Below are 14,841 nucleotides of genomic sequence, written 5' to 3'. Positions count from 1 at the left end.
AGTGGTAATCAATCGGTAATTAAAACAGGTATATTATCCAGGTAATTTTCGATATAGGTATTCACATCGCTTACCTTCTGTAAAGTAGATCTCAGAGTCTGATATACTTTAAATTCACCATTGAAAAACTTGTATATCTGCCCTGTTTCAGGATCTTTCACGACCAAATACACCCATTCATTGATAAACCATTCGTAAGTAGCAGGATTAGCCTGTATTGTTTTCAATACTACATCGGGGTAATGTTCCACTACGAACATCAGTCTTATGGGATCATGAACTTCTATCATTTGGCTGGGCAAACCGGGCCGAAGGTCTCCATCTACCCCATTGGCTACGGCAAACAAGCCTATAACATTATGAGGTAACTTGGTACCCGCTCCCAGTTTTTCATTATCTACTCTTGAGAAGTAATATTCAAGATTAATACCCCCACATACAGGCGCTGCTGCGTTGAGTATTGTGAGCAGGTATTTACCTTCAGGGTCGATGCGGTAGTCATACGAATTCATAAAAGGCCTTCTGTCCAGGAACACGTTTTTAGTCAGTGATCCTCTGCCCACAATGCATAATGAATTTGTTGCATGATTAAGCTCAGGTCTGGGCTCAAATAAGGAGACTGACCTCCTTTTTACATCTTTGTGTAGTTTGGCCAACTGCTTTTGAGTATTGACCGTATCAAATCTTCGAGAACGCTCTTTGGCATTCAGGGCCAGGGCTTTCTCAAAAACCACCTGGTTATGCTGGTGGCTGACCTCCTGAGAGGAAGTGAGTACTTCTTCGTCATAAAACTCAATCTCATCTCGGGTGGTATCATGCATTGCTCCAACAAAAACCACGTCTTCCGGAATATCCAGCCCATCTTTTCTCAGCTGCTCCCTCACAGCTGTTAGATTAGCCATATAGGAGAACACCCTGGCATTAACAGCTCCCGGCCTGCCACAGCACGCACCACAGTCGTATCCCGCATAATGAGTGTTATTAACAGAGCTTGCTCCATGACCTACTACATAGATAAGTGGTGCAAAATCCTTAACGAGTCCGATGCTACGCAAAGTGTTGCCTACACGCTCTGCCATCTCCTCTACCGTAAAGCCTACCTGCATACCATCCACCTGCTCCCCTTCATTCTCGATAGAAAGGCGAGAGTGCTTATCCATATGTTGAAACGAATAAGATGTAGCCGGACTTATAGACGGTTTGAAGATGTTCAAAAACAACTTTAATGCAGACCAAAAACCAAGCGTCTGTGTAATTAACCACCCTTGGAAAGGCAGGTGAGATCGCTTCGTATAATGAGGATCTTTTTGTCTGCTATTTCGCCTGGCCTCTTCCCTGATCAAATACTTGGGCGTAACGGGCGCAGGGCATGCCTTAGTATAGAATTTACTATGCTCTGGCTGAAAAAAGAACTCCACCCCAAAAAAGCCCGGTGTACCAAAAGTATCGGACTGATTATCAACACTCTCTATATATCTCCTCAGAGAGTACTCTCTGTCATCGATGCAAAAAAGAGCCTGAAAACTTTTCTTTTGGTCATTCTCGCTGGCAGGAGATGGCGACACTCCTTTAAGCACATCGTCGTAGTAGCTCCACTCAAACGCTTCTTGCCAAAGGATCAGTACCTCTTCCAGCTCATTTATAGCCCCTACCTGAAACAATGGATCAGGGAAAGCTGCAACTTTGGAACCTATTGGTTCCCACTCCTGACCAAATTTATGATCCAGAGCATCTATTTCAAGCAGTAGTTCCAGGTATATGAGATCATGTAAAGTTATCGTCCTGCGGTCTAGCAATGTCTCCGGCTGATGCTCTATAACCGAAACCATACCTGCCCAGCCAGGATGAGAGAACTGTTGGTCAAAAAGGTATTGCTCAAACAATTCCTCATCACCCACCAGTATTTTCAACAGACTTTTAAGAGAGCATTGCCCCTCCATAAGGAGTTTTCTTGGCCTGGAGGTTTTAAAAATACTGATCAGTTCATTTTGCTCCATTTCTCTGATAGAGTTCAGGAAATCCTTGTTATCAACCGGAAATGCCCATATGGAAATACCCTGATCAAGGTATGCCGAAAGCAATTTGAATAGAAATGGATGTACAATCTTATCAAGATTGATCTTATATTTTTCTTTCCAAAAAACTCTCAGCCGACCTACTCTTGATGTAGCTGTTGCGCTGTAGTTGTGTTGAAGAAGTCTCTCCTTCCAGACGGAGAGTTCGCTTTCTCCCTTTTTCTCCTGAATCACGTTATCAAGAACATCCTCCCGGATTTTTCCTTCCTGAAAAAGTGCTCTGAATTCAGCCAGAGATAAATAAGTTTTATACCCAAATATTTGAGAAGCCTGGTGCAGGGCTTCATGAAATTTCAAATGCTGAAAAGCATGTAATGTATTATGATGAACGAAATCCTTCAGCGATGCCTGCGCCGGCAGGTAATGCTTAAGTTTATGAAGGACATCATGTTCATCAAATAAATCCTTAATAGATTCCATTTGATCTGACATCTAATATGAAAAAATAGTATATGCCCGATTTTGGGCGTAGATATGAAGACTCTTTAAATGCTTAAAAAGTCAGTTGGGAGATATCAGATAAGGAAGTTCTTCCAGGAATGGAAGAGTACATAGAGTGGCACTGAGGCCTGATATTCCATGAATATCAGCCTGAATGTACTAAGCCTTAAGGATAGCCGGATGTGTAAAACATGTATCTCAAATGACGAATGCTCACATGCATCACTCTCAACGGTATCTTCCTCCGTTTTATCATCGTCACCGTCTTCCTCCGCAGGAGGGTATTGAGGTAAGCCTGATCTGTGCTCACTTTTACCATAATATGGATGATTGATCCAAAGCTCCTGAGAAGTGTCACTATCGCCAGATACACTAACAATATCATGAGCATGTACAAAAGATGGACTATACCCACAAGTGGCAAGCAATAGTGCTAAGGATACCTGCACTACACCCAACATGGAATATATTTTTTTTCTCGTCATCTTTTTCAGATCAGATCACAAATATAATTTTTTAAAAAGCCTCTCCTATTATCTTAGTATTAATTAATCATCATCCCTACAAAATGCTTTCAAAGTGGCTAACAGATGATTTGTACAAATAAATTCCAAAGTTAAAAAAAATGTAACCACTGTTTGGCATAAAACAGTCAGAAGAGATTTGCAAAAAGTAGAATTATATCAGCTTTCTTGTGTCCAGCACATTAAGAGACCTAATCTTAAATTTTGATATTATTGATCAGCATGCATTTATGGCTCACAATAGGTTGACCAGCATAATACTTATCATTTATCTATAATTAACCTGTACTTTTTTCAAATCCCCAAATGCCTCCACAGTTTCGCTATGGCTCTCACTGATGTCCAAACGGGTAAGGCTCGGCAACAAGTCCGCTACAATATAACTAATGAGTTTACGGACTAAATCAGAAGATATTTCCATTCCTGTCAAATCCAAAGTGGTTAAGTTGACAAACGGTGAAAAGGACGCTGGTTCGCGCATTATTTGGCCAGGCCTTTCAACACCCAGATAGCTTCCTATTTTAGTAAGATCTCTTTCGTTAAAGCCACTTTCGTATGAATAAATTTGATCTGGCTTTACTCTTTGCGGATCTCTACCGGGTGCCCATGCCGGTCTATCCCCAAACTCACCTTGAAATGCCCTCAAAAACTGGCCTGACCTTGTTGGTGGTTTATCGACCATGAGACGTTCATAACCTGTTGCCACCCCTCCCATGGCTGTTTTTCCTCCTTCTTTTTCGTGCCACTTTTCCATTCTCTCCCCTCCTTTACTATCAGGTTCTTCCATATACCTTACCTGATGACCAAGCATCGCCATTGCCTCCAGGTTTCCACTTCTAAATCCCAAATGTTTTAATTCTTCGAAGTGCCTGTCGAGATAATCATATAATTTGAATTGCCCAAAGCGCGTGTCACCTCCCCAAGCTTTCAGTAAATCATTTTTATGCTCCCAAAAACCCGTCAGGTCAAAGACATTAAGCCCCGCTTTGCGGGCAATTTGCGTAAACTTACCTACCTTATCAGGAGTTGCATAAGGGTCTCCGGCAATTATAACAGCTGCATATTTTTCCTTGGCCATTATCACTATTTGCTCCATACCCTTGTAGCTAGTATCATGCTCCAGGTGGATGTCTCCTTTCTTTCCGCTAAAACGTGACCATAATATTGCTACGTTTTTGCCACTGACCGGTACGTTTTTATATCGAAGCCAATCTTGAATCTCTTTGTCTTTTGAATCGTTAACATCCCAGGCATTTCTAACTTTGCTCCGCATTTCATCACTCCAATGAGTTGCTACATAATCCGTACCTCCACTCACCGTAAAAGTCATATTATTATCTATTGCCCTATTTGACAATTTCGGATCAAACCCTTTTTGGATACTCCGGGTCTTGCCTTTCATAGCCTTGGCTCCTTCATCTCTCAAGTCAGAAACTTGTGCCATATGTATACGCCATGGTTCTATACCTGAATCAGTATAAAATTTAACCAGCGCATCGGCCTTGTCTGTAGGGTCATAGCCAGCTGTTCCTTTTTCCGCACCTCTGCTAATTACAATATCAAGGTTAGGATCGTCAATGAGTGATGCAGCTATACCAAACACATCACCGGTAGCATATCCTGGCTGATTAATAATTTTTCTTTCCCCATGTTTCCCTGAAAATTCATAGTGTAACTTTTTCAGCTCTGTAATAGTCTGAGTCAGGAGTTTCAAATCATCACCACCCAACCTATTACAGGCATACTTAAGTTTTTTATATTTTCCATTACTAAAATTTTCATCAAACGTAAGATCTTGCACCTTATCTAATTCTGGTAAGAGGTGCTCCAGTCTATTACGCAAATACCACCTTTGCTTTTCCTCAATCCCTTCCTTTACTCTTTCATTATTTAGTAGCCACCCGGCCTCGGCCCGCTTCTCTGCATAGGCCGATTTTATTGCTCCAAACTTTAATAGAAGTTTACTATAGTGTTCCTTATTTTCATCCCTGTTCAACTGAACCACATCGTTAGCAACAATGGATCCATGAGTACCAGGAGCCTGTACCCCAACAGAAGTTGGCGTCACCAGACCATTCGCCTTACTTCCCATGATATCGGCTTCGTTTTCAAGATCAGCGGCATCATTTACAGCAACCCCGCCCTTCATCTGCACGGTTGGCTTCACCTCTCCTTGCTTTTGCTGTACAACATGCCAGGCTTCATGAGGCAGGTGTTTTTCCTGTCCAGGACTGATATGAATATCAGTGCCCTGAGCATATGCTAATGCTCCAAGGCCAGCAGGTTTGGAGGAATTGTAATGAACCTTCACATCATCCATAGAAAGCCCTGAAAGGCTCTCCACTCCCTGCTTTAGGGTATCTGGCAAACCGGTATTATTTTGTGTTTTTTGAATACCACCCCCTCTATTACCTGATTGCTCCTTCTTCTGAATCAGACTATTATCAAAATTCTTATTAAGAGCGCCTCTATCAAGGCTGTTTTTATTCTGAATGAGTCTGTTTCCATCGACATTTGACTGTCCTGACAAGTTATCTTTCATATAATGAATATATAAAGAATTAATTCATCAATAAATTATTTAAGAAGCAAAGTTTAACTGCTCGCTGTAAAAGAGTAATTCACACAACTTCAATCACTTCGCTAAAAGACATATTCAGATCGTTCATTCCCTTCTACCTCAATAAACCTATTGAAAGCTCACGCATTATGATCAGAATCATAAAGCTCGCACTACCCATAATCTAATTTTGAGCTAGACTTAATCAAACTAACTATGAAATACGGAAAATTATGGATAGGATTTATATTGGTAATGGTAATCTCATTTGCTGTTCTGGGATATTACGGCATAGAGATATACCGTGAAGCTCCCCCCATTCCTGAAAAGGTAACAAGTAGCTCAGGTGCTCTCTTGTTTACAGGGAACGACATTAGGGATGGTCAAAACGTATGGCAATCTATGGGTGGGCAGGAGATTGGTTCCATCTGGGGACATGGCGCTTATGTTGCACCCGACTGGTCTGCTGACTGGCTTCACCGTGAGGCTGTTTTTATATTAAATGCATGGTCTCGGAAGGGTTTTAGCAAACCATTTGACCAGCTTGATGAAGAGCATCAGGCCATGTTAACTACGAGACTACAAAAGCAGATCAGAGCTAATAATTACAACAAAGCAACAGGAGAACTTGTCATTTCCTCGGTGCGGGCTGAGGCTTTTGCTGAAATCAGTAAACACTACACCTCTCTTTTCACTGATGATCCAACATACGAAGTGTTGAGAGATAACTATGCTATTCCGGCCAATACCATCAAAGACCATGAAAGAATGAGAAAGTTAAACACATTCTTTTTCTGGACTTCATGGGCCTGTACTACCAATAGACCAGGATCAGACATTACTTACACCAACAACTGGCCTGCAGAAGACCTTGTAGGCAACAAACCAACAAGCTCTCTTATTTTGTGGACAGGGTTCAGTATAATTGTTTTACTTGCAGGCATTAGTTTGCTGGCGTGGTATTATGCAGCCAATAAAGAAGACGAGATTGATAAGGCCAATCTGCCTAAAAACGATCCACTGCTGGGGCTTCGGCCTACTCCTTCTATGAAAGCCACTCTCAAGTACTTTTGGGTGGTGACTTTCCTGATTATCATCCAAGTAATACTGGGTGCTACAACGGCACATTATGGCGTAGAAGGGACGGCTATGTATGGCTTCCCACTGGCGGACTTTCTGCCTTACTCCCTGACCAGAACCTACCACGTTCAAATGGGGATCTTCTGGATTGCCACTTCATGGCTGGCCACGGGTCTGTTCATAGCACCAGCTGTATCAGGAAGAGAGCCTAAGTATCAGAAGCTGGGTGTAAACATCTTGTTTATTTGCCTGCTGATCATCGTTGCAGGTTCCATGATCGGGCAATGGTATGGTGTAATGCAAAAGCTTGGTTTCGAAACCAATTTCTGGTTTGGCCATCAGGGTTACGAATATGTCGATCTAGGAAGGTTCTGGCAGATATTCTTATTTGCGGGCCTTTTCATTTGGTTATTCCTGATGGTGAGAGGTATTTGGCCTGCATTCAAAACACAGAAAGAAAGCAGGCATTTACTGGGTATGTTCCTGATCTCCTCTGCGGCGATTGCGCTCTTTTATGGTGCTGGTTTGATGTGGGGCAGACAAACTAACCTGGCGATTGCGGAATACTGGCGCTGGTGGGTGGTTCACCTTTGGGTGGAAGGTTTCTTTGAAGTATTTGCTACTGTAGTGATTGCATTCCTGTTTGTACGTATGGGACTCTTGAGGGTAGGTATAGCCACTGCCACCGTCTTATTCTCCACCATCATCTTTCTTTTCGGAGGTATCATAGGAACTTTTCACCACTTGTACTTCAGTGGTACACCTACAGCAGTGTTGGCTTTAGGAGCTACATTTAGTGCTCTGGAAGTGGTACCGTTGGTACTCATAGGTTTTGAAGCTTATCATAACCTCACCATTAGTCGGGCTACGAAATGGATTAAAGCGTACAAATGGCCGATCTACTGTTTTATAGCCGTTGCTTTCTGGAATCTGGTAGGCGCAGGCATCTTCGGTTTTGTGATCAACCCACCTATAGCTTTATATTACATGCAAGGCCTCAACACCACTCCCGTCCACGGACATACCGCGCTGTTTGGGGTGTATGGTATGCTCGGTATAGGGCTGATGCTCTTCGCCCTGAAGGGACTGTCATCCAGAAATATATGGAAAGACAGCACCATTAAATTAGCATTTTGGTCTATCAATATTGGTCTGGCACTAATGGTACTGATAAGTGTGCTACCTATCGGTCTGGCTCAAACATGGGCTAGTGTAAAATATGGGTTCTGGTATGCCCGCTCGGCAGAATTTATGCAGGAGCCAGGCATGGATACACTGAGATGGCTGAGGGTAATTGGAGATACGGTTTTCGCAGTTGGTGTTATTGCCCTAGGATGGTTTGTAATAGGCCTAAAAATGGGCTGGTCTGTAAAAGGAGTAATAAATCTCTCCCCGGGAAGATCAACCGAAAGTTGAAGAAAGTGAGCCTGTGCTACAGGATTAATTATCTGAGCAGGTGACTCTCATGATCAAGGTCACCTGCTCATTCAACAATGATCATATTACTGAAATATCTCTTCCGGTAACATTGCTGTAATCATCATAAAAACGAATTAGAAATTAAGATACCTGTCAAAGGAATCGCTGAACTCTATAATTATCAAAACGGACTTCTTGGTATCTTAAAAGAAATTCCAGTAAATGAATGCAGTAATTCACTAAAAGAAGAGCTAATGATTGAAGATGGAAAGTGAAAGAGTAATCAGGGTTGTAGCATTCAACCCTTCATATAATTCGTCCCTCTAAATGACAATAGCACACATCACTTCTCCATATCGGGATACCGCAAGTCCAGCTTTTGAAGTTCTTCCAACAAAATTTGGGCAGCGGTGTAGTTGCGGAACCAGCGCTTATCAGAGGGAATAATATGCCAGGGGATCACATTGCATTTGTTTAGTACAGTATGGTAGGCACTCTTATAGTCATCCCATTGTAGCGGTATTTTCTCATCTTCTTCAGCATATTTCCATCGTTTATGGGGCTTAGTCTTTCGGTCTTCTAAGCGATCTTTTTGCTCTTCTACGGATATATGCAGATAATACTTCAGGATCAAAGTATGGCTGGCCGTCAGATGTTGCTCCAGCTCATTGATCAGGTTAGCACGATGCTGTAAAATCTCCTTTCCCAAACTCTCATGCACGGTAGGTACCAATATATCTTCATAATATGATCGGTTAAAGACCCGTATCATACCCTTGGCCGGGAAATGGGGATAAACACGCCATAGGAAGTCATGCTTCATTTCGTCTTCAGTAGGCTTTTTAAATGAAGTCACCTGCACCCCTTGAGGATTCATACCACTAAATGCATGGCGGATGGTCCCGTCCTTACCGGAAGTATCCAGGCCTTGCAAGACAATAAGCACACTGTAGCGTCCATCTGCATAAAGCTTATTTTGTAATTGAAACAATTCATTGCGCAGGTCGGATAGGTGCTGTTTGTACTCTTTCTTAACCGCACCTTCGGGCGGAAGTGTCGATATTTTATCCAGATCAATCATTGGCTATGTCTTTAAACACCGATATCCAAATTGAGGTCAGCGCTTGGTAAGATAGGTCATTTTAATTTAAAAGTTGTGGTGTAGTATGTTTCAAAACCAATTGAATATTAAAAGAATATTAGTTCTTAGAATTGAACTTACCTCACTATAATCAACGCCAGCTATGACTGAGGTCATAAAAGTCTTAGCACGCCTGACCTACTTTTGCATAGTACAGCCAGACTAACATTTAAGAGGTACCAGATATGCAAAACCGAAAAATTCTTCCCGTCATCATGCCCCTGATCCTGTTGAGCATTCTTTTAGGTATATGCGCAGGATGGATACGCTTAGGGTGGGCCTTCCTATCCATGCTAACATTTTTCATTTCTATGGCCGTTTTGATTTATTTAGGGAAAAGAAAGGGCAAACTGGCTATATGAACAACATCCGAACGATTAAATACTGGGCTCGCTTATCTTTTATTTACCTTATTCTGGTCGGGTTTCTTGGGTGTCTTCTCCGCCTTATTTTCTTCTTTCCAATAACAGGCATCAATTTTAAGTATTTTCTGCATGGTCACTCTCATCTGGCCTTTCTCGGGTGGATATTCAATGCTCTTTTTGCAGCCTTGATATTTACCTATATTCCTAAAAAGACCAAATCGTACAAAGTTTTATTCTGGCTCCTTCAGATTGCTGTTATTGGCATGCTGATCACATTTCCTCTTCAGGGATATGCAGCAGCCTCTATCACATTCTCCACGCTTCATATTCTTCTGTCTTACTGGTTTGCCGGTAAATTTTTCAGAGACACAAAAACACTTACCAGTATTCCATTTTCGCTCCTTTTCGTTCGATGGGGTCTGTTGTTTATGGTACTATCATCCATCGGGCCATTTGCGCTTGGTGCCATAATGGCTAAAGGGCTTGGCGGCTCAAACCTCTACCAGTTAGCCATATACTTTTACCTTCACTTTCAATACGATGGATGGTTTAGTTTCGCAGTATTTGGGCTATTTTTCAGAATTCTCGAAGTGAACAACATTGCTTTCAACCGGCATCATGCCCGCTGTTTCTTATGGCTTATGGCAATGGCCTGCATACCTGCGTACAGCCTTTCTACCCTATGGACTCAGCCGGGCGTATGGGTATATATTATCGGTTTTTTATCTGCTTTTCTTCAGGTTGTAGCTTTAATCTATCTTGTATTACTCCTAAGGGGTACTAAAAACAATTTATTGACTTCATTAAAGCCATGGACAAGGTATTTGCTCTGGTTTGCTTTTATAGCTCTACTTATTAAGCTTTTCTTACAGTTTGTATCAGCCTTTCCTGCCGTTGCTGATCTGGCCTATTCGGTGCGCAATTTTACCATAGGCTATTTACACATCGTTTTTCTGGGCTTTGTCTCCACCTTTCTCATGGGTTGGTTTAATCATACCGAACTGATAAATATAAACGCACGAATACCTAAAACAGGTATTGCACTATTCCTGACTGGTTTTATTTTAAGTGAAACTATAGTCTTCCTTCAACCCACCCTGTTCATGACTGGTTTTGGTATGCTGCCATTTTACTTTGAAGGGCTTTTTGGGGTATCGTTGTTGATGCCGGTTGGGTGTTTGATGGTCATGGGTCAGCAGTCAGAAGTGACAGGATAATTGCTTTGTCCTACCTCCTCTCAAAGACGAAATCAATTAATCACTCCCTCTCTTAATGACAGCAACAAGCTGAGAAACAATTTCCGCTCCGTAAAAAAGGGCTGGGATTTCCATACTGTTAATCAGCGAAATACGCAACTAAAAAAACCAAATAAATAACCTTTTCAAACATGATCATAGTCATAAAATTGGTCATAGTCTGCATCTATATTTACCTCAAATCTCTGACAGATATGGAAACTCAACATACTTTTGATTTTTGTTTTTCCCCTCCAAACAAAGGTCCCCAGCTATATTCAATCACTTTGATGAAATTAAACCTGACGAAATTTTCAAGCGGGTGAATGATCATGCCCACACCCCTCTTTATTATCAATTTCAGACAGAGCACCGCAGACAGTTTGAGTGGAATTACTGTATGAAGGAATCAGAAACCCAGAAGGTACATGTAGCAAAAGTAAAACAGGAAAAGGTCTAACAACAACTTACGCGATAACTATCACGCGTCAATATAATTATGAAGGATGAGTATTACGATTGGCCGGCTGAACTCTTGGTCAAAACTGTTATCAAATCACATTACTGTACCATATTGGCTATTCTGACTGAAGTCAAAATCAGCTTTGATCAATTCATGTTCAGATATAAAGGCCAGCACAATCTTCAGGAGCTGTATGAAGCCTTTAAGTTTTTGGCCTGGAAACAGGAAGCTCATATCCATAAAGAGTCTATTGTCATTATACCTTTTGTCACACGCTACAGCCTGGAGCTTAAAAAGGGCAGCGGGGTTAGAATGTCCGGCCTGCACTCTGCCTGTCACCCTATACATGAAATGTATAAAGAGCATAAAATTGAAAAACAACGGCTCGACCTGCTACTCGAACTCATGAGCCATGTGCATTTCAACGATAAACTGGCTGAAGCTCAATTCAAAAAGATTTATATCGAATTACTGAAATTCAGAAAATATTGGCACGAGCAGGTATTGCTGGAAAATAATATTCTATTCCCCAAGATCATAGAGATGGAAGCCACTTTAGACCCCATGTAATTCTTAAAACAAATAACACCATGATAGCACCCGAACCACCAGAAACGCTAGAAGCACTTACCGAGGAAGAAGTAAAAGAGGCCAGTATTAAGTACTTTGATGGCGATGTGCTAGCCGCAGAAGTATGGGCAAGTAAATATGCTCTGAAGGACGGTCAGGGGAATTACTACGAAAAATCTCCTGATGACATGCATCGCAGACTTGCCCGCGAGTTTGCCAGAGTTGAAGAGAAATACGCTAAGCCTCTGTCGGAAGAAGAAATCTATGAACTCCTCAAGGGTTTCAAATATATTGTACCACAAGGTGGCCCTATGGCAGGCATTGGCAATGAGTTTCAGCATGCTTCATTATCCAACTGTTTTGTAATAGGAGTCGAACAAGATGCCGACTCATATGGATCGGTAATGACGATGGATGAAGAACTGGTACAGCTTATGAAAAGACGCGGAGGTGTTGGCCTGGATCTGTCACACATTCGGCCGGAGGGCAGTTCTGTAAATAATTCTGCTCTTACCGCAACCGGCATTGTGGCTTTCATGCACAGGTTTTCTAACTCCACTCGTGAAGTAGCTCAAGGGGGCAGAAGAGGGGCACTGATGCTGACACTTTCCGTAAAACACCCGGAGGCCATAGCTTTTGCCAGAGCGAAAAGAGAGACCACCGCTGTTACAGGTGCCAATATATCATTAAAGCTTGACGACGCTTTTATGCAGGCTGTGGAGCACGACGGCTCCTTCAAACAGCAATTCCCTATCCATAGCAAATCTCCACAGGTTACCCATAAAAGCCGGGCTCAGGACATATGGAAAGAAATAACAGAAGGTGCCTGGCAGTCTGCTGAACCAGGGGTAATCTTTTGGGATACAGTAACCCGGGAGTCTCTGCCTGACCGTTACGCTGGCGAAGGCTTTGAAACCGTTTCCACAAACCCTTGCGGTGAGATTCCTCTTTGCCCGTATGATAGCTGCCGACTGATGGCGATTAACCTGGCTGGCTATGTAAACAAACCTTTTTACAAAGAAGCCCACTTTGATTTTGAATTATTCCGGCAACATGTGCAGGCTGCCTTACGCCTGATGGATGACCTGGTAGATCTTGAACTGGAAAAAATTGACAGAGTTATAGCTAAAATTGACAATGACCCCGAACCAGAACAGTATAAGCTAACAGAGAAAAATTTATGGCTGAAAATCAGAGAGAAATGTAAAAACGGCCGCCGTACCGGACTGGGCATAACCGGTCTTGGTGACATGTTGGCTTCACTAGGCATACAATACGGTTCTAATGCCTCTATTGTAATGGCTGAAAAAATACAAAGCACCTTGGTGCAGGAAGCCTACCGAAGCTCAGTAAAACTGGCTAAAGAAAGAGGAGCATTTCCTGTTTACAATGCTAAAAAAGAGCTCGACCATCCCTTTATCAATCGAATAAAACAGATAGACCCGGAATTGATCAAGGAAATGACAGAACATGGCAGAAGGAACATTGCTATGCTTACCATTGCTCCAACAGGTTCCACAAGCTTGTTGACTCAAACTACCTCGGGTGTAGAGCCTGCTTTCAGGCTATATTATTCAAGAAGAAAGAAAATTAACGCAGCCAAAGCCAGTGATGATCACCCATATTTTGTAGATGATAATGGTGATTACTACGAAGAGTATGCCGTATTCCATCATGGTTTTAAAAAATGGCTGAAAACTCAGGGATTTAATGCTGAAGAGATCAGCGAACTTAAGCCTAAAGATCTTGACAAACTCATTAACAAATCTCCATACGCAGGTGCCAGTAGTGATCAGATATCATGGACTTCAAAAGTAAAACTACAGAGTGTACTACAAAAGTGGGTTGATCACTCTATCAGCGTAACCGTCAACCTGCCGGAAAGCACTCCACAATCTATGATCTCTGAGATTTACCTTGAAGCCTGGAAACAAGGCTGCAAAGGTATCACGGTTTACCGCGAGGGTAGCCGGTCAGGCATTCTGGTCAGTGATACCTCCAAAGACAAACAGGATTTTGTGGAAACTAATCCACCCAAAAGACCAAAAGAATTGGAAGCCGCAGTACTACAGTTTAAAAACAATCATGAAAAGTGGGTAGCGGTAGTTGGTTTGTATAATAACAAGCCCTATGAGATATTCACGGGCCGTGCTGATAATTCATTTTCTATCCTGTCTAAGGTAAAAAAGGGCAAAGTGATCAAAGGCAAGGGCAAAAATGGGAAAAACAGGTATGATTTCCAATATGTGGATGGTGATGGCTACAGAATTACTATCGAGGGACTTTCCAGAACATTCGACAAGGAATACTGGAACTATGCTAAGCTTATCAGTGGTGTGCTACGACATGGTATGCCTCTCAAGTATGTGATAGAAATGGTTGACGACCTATGCCTTGACGGACAAACATTGAACACCTGGAGAAATGGTGTAAAACGTGCTCTGTTACAATTTATTCCCAATGGCACTGTTCCTACGGACCAGACCTGTCCTCATTGCAAAGAGCCGGCGATGATCTACCAGGAGTCGTGTCTGCAATGTAGCCAGTGTGGGTATAGTAAGTGTGGGTAATAAATAGAGTATTAAGTCATGATTGAGACTTGATGAGCAGTTGGCAAAGAGTAGGCAGTATTCGGTAATCAGTATTGATGGTATATACTGCTAACTTGAACGGTTAGCTGAATACAGGCGGGACACTGTTGTAAAAACAGGTCTCCTCATGACTTTATAATGGACTGCTGAAGCGCGTCATTTCAGTATTTTTTCCGTTTTTGAGTTGGAACAGTCAAAAATGGTCTGAAATCTCCGAGAGTCTCCCAACCGATGATGGAGATGGAGATGCCGGTGCCAATGGCTCGGCATGACGGCGCTTTAAGTTTGGATATCGGTAAAAACTTAGGCATCATCCGGAAAACAAAACTCCATTTAAGCAACTGATTTACAATGAACTTAATACCTCATGCTTATGA

10 protein-coding genes are annotated in these 14,841 nt (G+C 42.2%); 5 read left to right on the top strand and 5 right to left on the bottom strand.

Going from position 1 to position 14,841, the window contains the following annotated elements; genetic code table 11:
• Nucleotides 1–8: 8 nt before the first annotated feature.
• The 3 genes from JMN32_RS15565 to JMN32_RS15555 form a co-directional block, all read right to left on the bottom strand.
• Nucleotides 9–2,495 carry a YbcC family protein gene (locus JMN32_RS15565; RefSeq protein WP_202857279.1) on the bottom strand — a complete coding sequence of 829 codons (2,487 nt, stop codon included), beginning with the start codon at nucleotides 2,493–2,495 and terminating at the stop codon, nucleotides 9–11.
• 95 nt (nucleotides 2,496–2,590) lie between these two features.
• Nucleotides 2,591–3,001, bottom strand: coding sequence for a hypothetical protein (locus tag JMN32_RS15560; RefSeq protein WP_202857277.1), 411 nt, complete (start codon nucleotides 2,999–3,001; stop codon nucleotides 2,591–2,593).
• Nucleotides 3,002–3,308: 307 nt separating this feature from the next.
• The gene (locus JMN32_RS15555) at nucleotides 3,309–5,582 is read right to left on the bottom strand and encodes an eCIS core domain-containing protein (RefSeq protein ID WP_202857276.1); all 2,274 of its coding nucleotides are present in this window, start codon (nucleotides 5,580–5,582) and stop codon (nucleotides 3,309–3,311) included.
• Nucleotides 5,583–5,816: 234 nt separating this feature from the next.
• Here JMN32_RS15555 and JMN32_RS15550 point away from each other — a divergent pair, with 234 nt between their 5' ends.
• Complete coding sequence (locus tag JMN32_RS15550) at nucleotides 5,817–8,096, top strand: nitric-oxide reductase large subunit (RefSeq protein ID WP_202857275.1); 2,280 nt, start codon at nucleotides 5,817–5,819, stop codon at nucleotides 8,094–8,096.
• Nucleotides 8,097–8,442: 346 nt separating this feature from the next.
• Here JMN32_RS15550 and JMN32_RS15545 read toward each other — a convergent pair whose 3' ends face one another.
• Entirely contained in the window at nucleotides 8,443–9,180 is a 738-nt protein-coding gene (locus JMN32_RS15545; RefSeq protein ID WP_202857273.1) for a PPK2 family polyphosphate kinase, read from the bottom strand.
• A 229-nt stretch (nucleotides 9,181–9,409) separates the two neighbouring features.
• Complete coding sequence (locus tag JMN32_RS15540) at nucleotides 9,410–9,547, bottom strand: hypothetical protein (RefSeq protein WP_202857272.1); 138 nt, start codon at nucleotides 9,545–9,547, stop codon at nucleotides 9,410–9,412.
• A 51-nt stretch (nucleotides 9,548–9,598) separates the two neighbouring features.
• On the opposite strand from JMN32_RS15540, the gene JMN32_RS15535 reads away from it, so the two are divergent.
• The 4 genes from JMN32_RS15535 to JMN32_RS15520 all read left to right on the top strand — a co-directional run bounded on the left by JMN32_RS15535 (nucleotide 9,599) and on the right by JMN32_RS15520 (nucleotide 14,443).
• On the top strand, nucleotides 9,599–10,822 hold the full coding sequence (locus tag JMN32_RS15535; protein ID WP_202857271.1) for a hypothetical protein: 1,224 nt from the start codon (nucleotides 9,599–9,601) through the stop codon (nucleotides 10,820–10,822).
• 259 nt (nucleotides 10,823–11,081) lie between these two features.
• Nucleotides 11,082–11,300, top strand: coding sequence for a DUF2249 domain-containing protein (locus tag JMN32_RS27765; RefSeq protein WP_202857270.1), 219 nt, complete (start codon nucleotides 11,082–11,084; stop codon nucleotides 11,298–11,300).
• A 39-nt stretch (nucleotides 11,301–11,339) separates the two neighbouring features.
• Nucleotides 11,340–11,873, top strand: coding sequence for a hypothetical protein (locus tag JMN32_RS15525; protein ID WP_202857269.1), 534 nt, complete (start codon nucleotides 11,340–11,342; stop codon nucleotides 11,871–11,873).
• Between the two features lie 20 nt (nucleotides 11,874–11,893).
• Nucleotides 11,894–14,443, top strand: a complete 2,550-nt coding sequence (locus JMN32_RS15520; RefSeq protein WP_202857268.1) for an adenosylcobalamin-dependent ribonucleoside-diphosphate reductase — start codon at nucleotides 11,894–11,896, stop codon at nucleotides 14,441–14,443.
• Nucleotides 14,444–14,841 lie beyond the last annotated feature (398 nt).

Source organism: Fulvivirga marina, from assembly GCF_016775155.1.
Lineage (GTDB): Bacteria > Bacteroidota > Bacteroidia > Cytophagales > Cyclobacteriaceae > Fulvivirga > Fulvivirga marina.
Note: the sequence above shows the minus strand (reverse complement) of the source record. Positions and strands in the feature narration are given on the sequence as shown.

Coding starts and splice junctions, on each gene's coding strand:
- JMN32_RS15565 (WP_202857279.1), bottom strand. CDS start 2,495: ATGGAATCTATTAAGGATTTATTTGATGAACATGATGTCCTTCATAAA.
- JMN32_RS15560 (WP_202857277.1), bottom strand. CDS start 3,001: ATGACGAGAAAAAAAATATATTCCATGTTGGGTGTAGTGCAGGTATCC.
- JMN32_RS15555 (WP_202857276.1), bottom strand. CDS start 5,582: ATGAAAGATAACTTGTCAGGACAGTCAAATGTCGATGGAAACAGACTC.
- JMN32_RS15550 (WP_202857275.1), top strand. CDS start 5,817: ATGAAATACGGAAAATTATGGATAGGATTTATATTGGTAATGGTAATC.
- JMN32_RS15545 (WP_202857273.1), bottom strand. CDS start 9,180: ATGATTGATCTGGATAAAATATCGACACTTCCGCCCGAAGGTGCGGTT.
- JMN32_RS15540 (WP_202857272.1), bottom strand. CDS start 9,547: ATGAAAAATGTTAGCATGGATAGGAAGGCCCACCCTAAGCGTATCCAT.
- JMN32_RS15535 (WP_202857271.1), top strand. CDS start 9,599: ATGAACAACATCCGAACGATTAAATACTGGGCTCGCTTATCTTTTATT.
- JMN32_RS15525 (WP_202857269.1), top strand. CDS start 11,340: ATGAAGGATGAGTATTACGATTGGCCGGCTGAACTCTTGGTCAAAACT.
- JMN32_RS15520 (WP_202857268.1), top strand. CDS start 11,894: ATGATAGCACCCGAACCACCAGAAACGCTAGAAGCACTTACCGAGGAA.